The following is a 7152-nucleotide window of genomic DNA, read 5'->3' on the forward strand; positions in this document are numbered from 1 at the left end:
CATTTGAAGATGATAGTGATGATATTTTAAATTCTCTTAAGAATAGAGGGCCAGATTTTCAAAATTTTTATCAAATTAACAATTTAGTTTTTTTCCATTCATTACTTAAAATAATGGATCTCTCAGAAAACTCTGTACAACCAATGATAGACCAGAAAACAGGAAATGTAATAATTTTCAACGGTGAGATATACAATTATAATGAAATAAGAAAAAAATACTTCCCAGATAGTATCTTTAAAAGTGATACAGATACTGAAGTAATTCTTAAAACTTACGAATTATTTGGAAACAAAGTCATTGAACATTTAAAAGGTATGTTTGTTTTTGCCATATATGATAATAAAACGAAAAAAGTTATTATTTTCAGAGATACATATGGAATTAAACCATTGTATTATTCAAGTCTAAAAAATAATTTTTTTTTTTCTTCTGATATAAAAACACTTTTAAAGTTTAAAAAAGTAAAAGAGGAAATAGAATTAAATGAAAAAATTGTTGTATCTTTTATAGGAAATAGGCAACTATTTAAAAACAATGAAACATTATTTAAAAATATAAAAATCTTACCCAAATCGAGTATTATAGAAATTGATACCAGTACCAAGAAGTTCAGTATATCAAAATATAAAAGTAATTTTAAACAATTTGATAATAAAAATTATCAAAATTTTGAAAGTCTATTTCTAAAAAATTTAGATGATCACATTTTAACAAAACACGATAAAATTGCATGTTTTTTATCAGGAGGTTTGGACTCAAGTTTATTAGCGAGTTCATTGTCAAAAATAAAAACAAATAAAAAAATTTATACATTTACCGCACTGCAAAAAGATTTATTTGAAAGTGATAATGCAAAAAAAATTAATGAAATTCAAAAATTCAATCCAACATATATAAATACTGAAGATATTAATTTTTTTGATGAGTTGGAAAAAGTTAATAAAATTAATTTTCAACCTTCTGTTGATTTGTCAGTTATTGTGCATAAGAAATTGTGTGAGGAAGTCAGAAAAAAAAATATAAAAATTATTTTTTCTGGAAATGGAGCAGATGAAATTTTTTGTGGTTATCCATCACATATTTATAGTTACTTTGCATATAATTTTAAAAAAAATTACAATATATTTAAACTTATTAACAAGATTCTTTCATTTAAAAAAACAAATGCTAAATCATTTTTAGATATTCTTAAAGGTACTTTTGTTCAAATTTTGCCGTTAAAATTAATTAATTATATTAAAAAAATACAACTAAAAAAAAAAGTTTCTCACTTGAATATCTCTAAAGTAAATATTCAAAATTTAAATTTTTATGATGAACATGATTTAGAAAAATTTAAAAATGTTAAGAAAAATTATATGGACTCATGGGCCTTGCAAAATTATTTGGATTATGAGGATAAAAATTCAATGTATTATGGTATTGAAATAAGAGTGCCTTATTTAGACATTGAATTAGAAAAAATTATAAACAATTATTCATTAGAATCTTTTTTTAGTGAGGGAAGCAAATCTCATTTGAGAAAAATAAGTTTTCTCCCTGACATAATTGCAAAAGAAAAAAGAAAAAGCGGTTTTGCTGGAGATTTAAACTTATTTTATGAAAAATACTATAAGCAAATTCTTTATAAAATTGAGAATGATTTTAATGATATCCCTTTAATAAATAATAAAAAACTCAGAGATATGTTTAAAAATTTAAAATTAGAAAATTCAGAAATTTTTTTTAGAACATTTTCTTACGGCATTTGGTATTTAAATTGTTTTAAGGAAGATGAATGAGAATATTGATTTCATTAGTAGGGCGTTTTCACTCAGAAGAAATTGCAACGGGATTTAAAAATTTTAATTATAATGTAGGAAAAATCAACACAAATGAAATTTTTAATTATGTCAAAAATAATTTTTCCACAGAAAGCTACAGTCAAAGATATTTAAATTTTATAAAAAAAATTAAACCATGATTCAAAAAAAATTAAAAATATATCATTCAATATCTACCATGAATAGCCTTGATGGAGGATTATCAAAAGCAGTTTTAGGCATGCTAGATAACCCAAAAAAATACATGTCTATTATTTCGAAAAAAAAAAATACTGATTTTTCTTATTTATCAAAAAAATTTAAGGGTGAGAAAATTTTACAAAACGAAATCTCATTTTTTTTTTCAAAAAAATTAATGAAAAGTATTAATTATAACAATAAAAACGAGATTATAATCCATAGTCATGGAATATGGCGTCCTTATAATAATTTAATTTGTAATTTTGCTTATAAAAATAATATACCTTATATTATTCAACCACATGGGATGCTTGAACCATGGTCATTAAATCAGAAAAGTTTTAAAAAAAAAATTGCTCTTAAATTATTTCAACTTAGAAATTTAAGTAATGCAGAAGCATTTGTTGCCACTTCAAAAATGGAGTATAAAAATTTAAGAAAGCTTAAAATTAAGAAGCCTATTGCAATTATACCAAATGGTATATTTAATCCTCCTAAAATAAAAAAAAAAAAGAATAATAAAGTTATTCAGATTTTGTTTTTATCTAGGATACATCCAAAGAAAGGTATTTTGAATCTTTTAAATGTTTTAAGTAAAATAAAATTAAATAATTGGCACTTAAGAATAGTTGGGACAGGAGAAAAAAAATATTTAAACTTCATATTAAAAAAAATAAGAAATTTAAAAATTGAAAAAAAAGTAACCTACGTTGGTCCTTTAGATGATAAGAAAAAATATAATGAATATTTCAAATCAGATATATTTGTTTTACCGTCATTTTCTGAAAATTTTGGTTTAGTAGTTCCAGAGGCCCTATCTTGTGGATTACCTGTAATAACTTCAAATAAAACTCCATGGAAGGATTTAGATAAATTTAAGTGTGGATGGTGTATACCAAACAATGATGAAAGTTTAAAAAAAGTTTTAATTAAGTTTTTAAATTTAAAAAAAGATAAACGTCAAAAACTTTCTAAAAACGCAAAATCCTTTTCAAAGAACTTTTTTTGGAAAAAAATTCATAAAAAATTTGATGTACTTTATTACTGGTTATTAACAAAAAGAAAAAAACCAAATTTTGTGTATTTAAAATAAAAATGAAAATAACTATAATTACCCCAACCCGAAATTCTGAAAATACAATTAAACAAAATTTACAAAGCATTAATTTTCAAAATTATAGAAATATTGAGCATATAATTATTGATGGAAAATCAAAAGATAAGACTTTAGAAATAATAAATCATTTTAAAAAAAAAAAAATAACTAAAGTTTTTTCTTCAAAGGATAAAGGAATATATTATGCTTTAAATAAAGGTTTGAGATTAGCGACAGGAAAAGTGATATGTTTTTTAAATTCCGATGATTACTATCCGGATAAAAAAATAATAAGCTCAGTGATAAAAATATTTAAAAATTCAAAATCAGATATTGTTTATGGTAATTTAAATTATGTGAAAAAAAACCATGAAATATTTAGAAAATGGAGAAGTCAGAATTTCGAAACAAAATTATTAAATAAAGGATGGATGCCTCCTCATCCAGCTACATTTATTAAAAAAAAAATAATTAAAAAAAAGAATTATTTTAATATAAATTTTGAAATATCTTCAGACTATGATTTTTTGATAAATCTATTTAATAAGAAAAAAAATAAAACAAAATACTATAATAAAGTATTAGTCCATATGTTGATTGGTGGAAAAAGTAATAAAAATTTAAGTAGTATTTTCAAAAAATCATATGAAGATTATTTAATAATCAAAAAAAATAATATTGGCGGTTTATATACACTCATATTAAAAAATTTTTCAAAACTAAATCAACTTTTTTAATTTGGCAAACTTTCATTTTATAATTATAAAATAGTAATAAATGATTGAAAGAATTAAATATAAAAAAGAAGAAATAGCTATAATTATAAGAAATTCATATAATAAAAATGGATGTGAATTTTTTACACCAAATTTTTATTCTCAACAATTAGGGTATATGTGTCATGATGCTGGTCATAAAATTGAACCCCATTATCATATCGAAACATCAAGAGATGTAAAAAAAACTCAAGAAGTCTTATTTATAAAATCAGGAAAAGTTAAAGTTAATTTTTTCACAACTGAAGAGGTTTTTATACAAAGTATAATTTTAGAAAAGGGAGACGTAATTTTATTAGCTTCCCAAGGTCATGGATTTGAAATGTTGGAAAAAAGTGAAATGATAGAGGTTAAGCAAGGTCCTTATCAAGGAGATAAAGATAAAAAAAGATTTAAAACGAAATAAGTAACAATATAAAAATGAAGAATAATTTTATACCTGTAAATGTTCCTCTAATTAAAGGTAATGAGCTTAAGTATCTAAAAAAATGTATTTATACTGGATGGATTTCCTCAGAGGGAGGTTATGTCAAAGAATTTGAAAAAAAATTTTGCAGATCTGTGAATAGAAAATATGGAATTTCTGTTTCTAGCGGCACTGCAGCTTTAGATATAGCTATAGATTCTATCGGAATAAGTAAAGGAGATGAGGTGATATTACCTGCAAGTGTAATTATTTCTTGTGTTAATCAAATAGTTAGGTTGGGTGCTAAACCTGTGTTAGTTGATCTAAAAAAAGATACACTCAACATGGACCCAGACGAAGTTTTATCAAAAGTAAATAAGAGAACTAAAGCAATAATGATAACTCATTTGTATGGATTACCAGTTGACCTTGATCCTATTTTAAAAATTGCCAAAAAAAATAAAATTATAATTATAGAAGATGCTGCTGAAATGTATGGACAAACTTATAAATCTATACCTTGTGGAAGTTTTGGCTTAGTAAGCACTTTTAGTTTTTATGCAAATAAACAAATCACAACCGGTGAAGGTGGAATGATTGTTACCAATAGTAAAAAAATTGCAGAAAAATGTTCTGAATTACGAAACCTTTGTTTTAAAAAAAATAGAAGATTTGTCCACTATAAAATTGGATGGAATTATAGAATGTCAAATATTCAAGCGGCCTTAGGTGTTGCTCAGCTTGAAAGAAAAAATGAAATTGTAAAATTAAAAAGAAGAATTGGCAGTTTTTATAACAAAAAATTAAAAAAAATTAAAAAAATTAGTTTACCAATCAGAAAAGTAAATTATGCAGATAATATTTATTGGGTCTATACAATAATATTAAAAAAAAAATATAAAGTTACAGCTGATTATGTGTGTAAAAGGTTACTACAAAAGGGCATTCAAACAAGAAGGTTATTTTATCCATTAAATAAACAGCCAGTATTAAAAAAATATAATTTTTTTAAGAATAAAAAATTTCCAAATGCAGAATACCTGTATAAATATGGGTTTTATATTCCATCTGGGCTTGGAATTAATAAAAAAGATCAAGAAAAAGTGTGTAAAAATTTGATTGAAATTTTGAAAACTAAAAAATGAAAAAATATCTAAGTCTAAATTTGGTAAACGCACACTTGTTTGGGTTCCTAGCATATTTTTTTTTATTTGGATTTTTTAATATCGCTTTTGGAAAACTTGAATTGAGTCAAATATCTACTTTAACTATCCTCATAATTCTTGGAGTTTTAATTTTCATTAGTAAACTTTATAAGTTTGATTTTTTGATAAAGTCAAATACAAATTTTGAAATATTTAATAATTTTATTAATAAATTTGATTTTAAATCATATTTAGTTCTTCTATTAATTGTTGCAACGATTATTTCGTATTTCTATATTAATATGGAAAATTTATTTGCATTTACAGCTGGACATTTACCTTATGAGGAAAATTTAATGATAAAAAAATTTGCAAAGTTTAAGCATTATATAGTATTACCAATTTTATTTTTACTTTCTTCAATTTCAATTATTAAAGTTTTAAATAAAAAATATCTTTTTTTAAATTTTTTTCTATTAATTTTAATTACTATTTTTATTTTTATGTTAGGTAGAAGATTTTCAGCAATTTATTTAATATTTGTATTCTTAAATATTACAAATTTTTACATAGAAAAAATAAATCCTAATAGATTATTTAAGTTAGGTGTAATCGTTCTTTCTCTATCATTAATCCTATGGACTATACATAGTAATGTTTACCAGCAGCTTAGGATAAATAATCCATTACAAAAGGACATCTCTATTATATTTAAAATAAAAGGGACATTAGATAATCTAGGTAGCAGGCCATCACCATTTTATGAATTAAATAGTACAGTTAAATCATTTGAAGATGATAAAATATTTTTTAGTAATGGTATTTTAATAAGTCAATCTTTAAAAAATGCTATTCCAAGCATACTTTATAAAGATAAAAAATTTATGTCTGAGGATACTATTGTTGCATCACATTTGAGTTCTGATAGGCAAATAGATTTTTCAAGTAATGCTCTAAGATTATTTTTTTTAGAATTTGGTTTACCAGGAGTCATATATTACTTAATTTCTTTAACAATATTATTTCTTTTAATTAATATTATTTTAAATAGTTTAAGATCAAATTATATTCTTTATTCTTTATATTATGTTTCAACTTTTATAGTTTTGTTACAAGTTGAAACAATAACATCAAACTATTTTGTATTAATTTTCTTAGGAATTATATTTTTTATATTTAATTATATAATTAATACTTTATTTAATAATACAATTTTTAGAAAAAAATTAAATTTTTTGTTTGAAGTTGAAAGTTAAAAAAATTGAAAAAAATATTCAAATTAGCAAAAATTTATGAGGCAATTTATAAAGATAAAAATTATAAATTAGAAACATCTTCAGTTAATAAAATTTTAAGTAAAAATAAAAAAATAAAAAATATCCTAGAACTTGGTTCTGGAACAGGTCAACATGCAAAGTTTTTATGCAATAGGGGGTATAGTGTTCAAGGTATAGATAGTAGTAAAGAAATGATTGCAAATTCATTAAAAATTAAAAATTTTAAAAACAATTTAGGTGATATTAGATACTTTAATTTAAATAAAAAGTTTGATGCAGCCATTTCATTATTTCATGTTTTTAGCTATTTAAATTCAAACAAAGATGTCATTTCTACTCTGATAAATGTAAATAAGCATCTAAAAAAAAATTCTTATTTTATATTTGAAAATCTGGCCCTCTATTCTTAAGAGAATTTAAAATATCATCACTATCATCTTCAAATG

General features: G+C 22.5%; 7 protein-coding genes. All 7 read left to right on the forward strand.

Features of this window, described 5'->3' with window-relative positions:
* Positions 1–1784 (forward strand): asparagine synthase (glutamine-hydrolyzing) (gene asnB / locus AMN83_RS01720; RefSeq protein WP_075503867.1); only part of this gene is annotated, 1784 nt, incomplete at its 5' end.
* 178 nt (positions 1785–1962) lie between these two features.
* Complete coding sequence (locus AMN83_RS01730) at positions 1963–3099, forward strand: glycosyltransferase (RefSeq protein WP_075503871.1); 1137 nt, start codon at positions 1963–1965, stop codon at positions 3097–3099.
* A gap of 2 nt (positions 3100–3101) precedes the next feature.
* Positions 3102–3839, forward strand: coding sequence for a glycosyltransferase family 2 protein (locus AMN83_RS01735; protein ID WP_075503874.1), 738 nt, complete (start codon positions 3102–3104; stop codon positions 3837–3839).
* A 40-nt stretch (positions 3840–3879) separates the two neighbouring features.
* Complete coding sequence (locus tag AMN83_RS01740; RefSeq protein WP_075503877.1) at positions 3880–4284, forward strand: cupin domain-containing protein; 405 nt, start codon at positions 3880–3882, stop codon at positions 4282–4284.
* Positions 4285–4298: 14 nt separating this feature from the next.
* A complete protein-coding gene (locus tag AMN83_RS01745; protein ID WP_075503880.1) occupies positions 4299–5429 on the forward strand; it encodes a DegT/DnrJ/EryC1/StrS family aminotransferase in 1131 nt (376 codons plus the stop codon).
* Positions 5426–6685, forward strand: coding sequence for a hypothetical protein (locus AMN83_RS01750; protein ID WP_075503882.1), 1260 nt, complete (start codon positions 5426–5428; stop codon positions 6683–6685). Before AMN83_RS01745 ends, AMN83_RS01750 begins: the two co-directional genes overlap by 4 nt.
* Before the next feature lie 5 nt (positions 6686–6690).
* Positions 6691–7116, forward strand: a complete 426-nt coding sequence (locus tag AMN83_RS01755) for a class I SAM-dependent DNA methyltransferase (RefSeq protein WP_075503884.1) — start codon at positions 6691–6693, stop codon at positions 7114–7116.
* Positions 7117–7152 lie beyond the last annotated feature (36 nt).

It is taken from the genome of Candidatus Pelagibacter communis (genome assembly GCF_001180025.1).
In the GTDB taxonomy this organism is placed as follows: Bacteria; Pseudomonadota; Alphaproteobacteria; order Pelagibacterales; family Pelagibacteraceae; genus Pelagibacter; species Pelagibacter ubique_A.

Coding starts and splice junctions, on each gene's coding strand:
- AMN83_RS01740 (WP_075503877.1), top strand. CDS start 3,880: ATGATTGAAAGAATTAAATATAAAAAAGAAGAAATAGCTATAATTATA.
- AMN83_RS01730 (WP_075503871.1), top strand. CDS start 1,963: ATGATTCAAAAAAAATTAAAAATATATCATTCAATATCTACCATGAAT.
- AMN83_RS01745 (WP_075503880.1), top strand. CDS start 4,299: ATGAAGAATAATTTTATACCTGTAAATGTTCCTCTAATTAAAGGTAAT.
- AMN83_RS01735 (WP_075503874.1), top strand. CDS start 3,102: ATGAAAATAACTATAATTACCCCAACCCGAAATTCTGAAAATACAATT.
- AMN83_RS01750 (WP_075503882.1), top strand. CDS start 5,426: ATGAAAAAATATCTAAGTCTAAATTTGGTAAACGCACACTTGTTTGGG.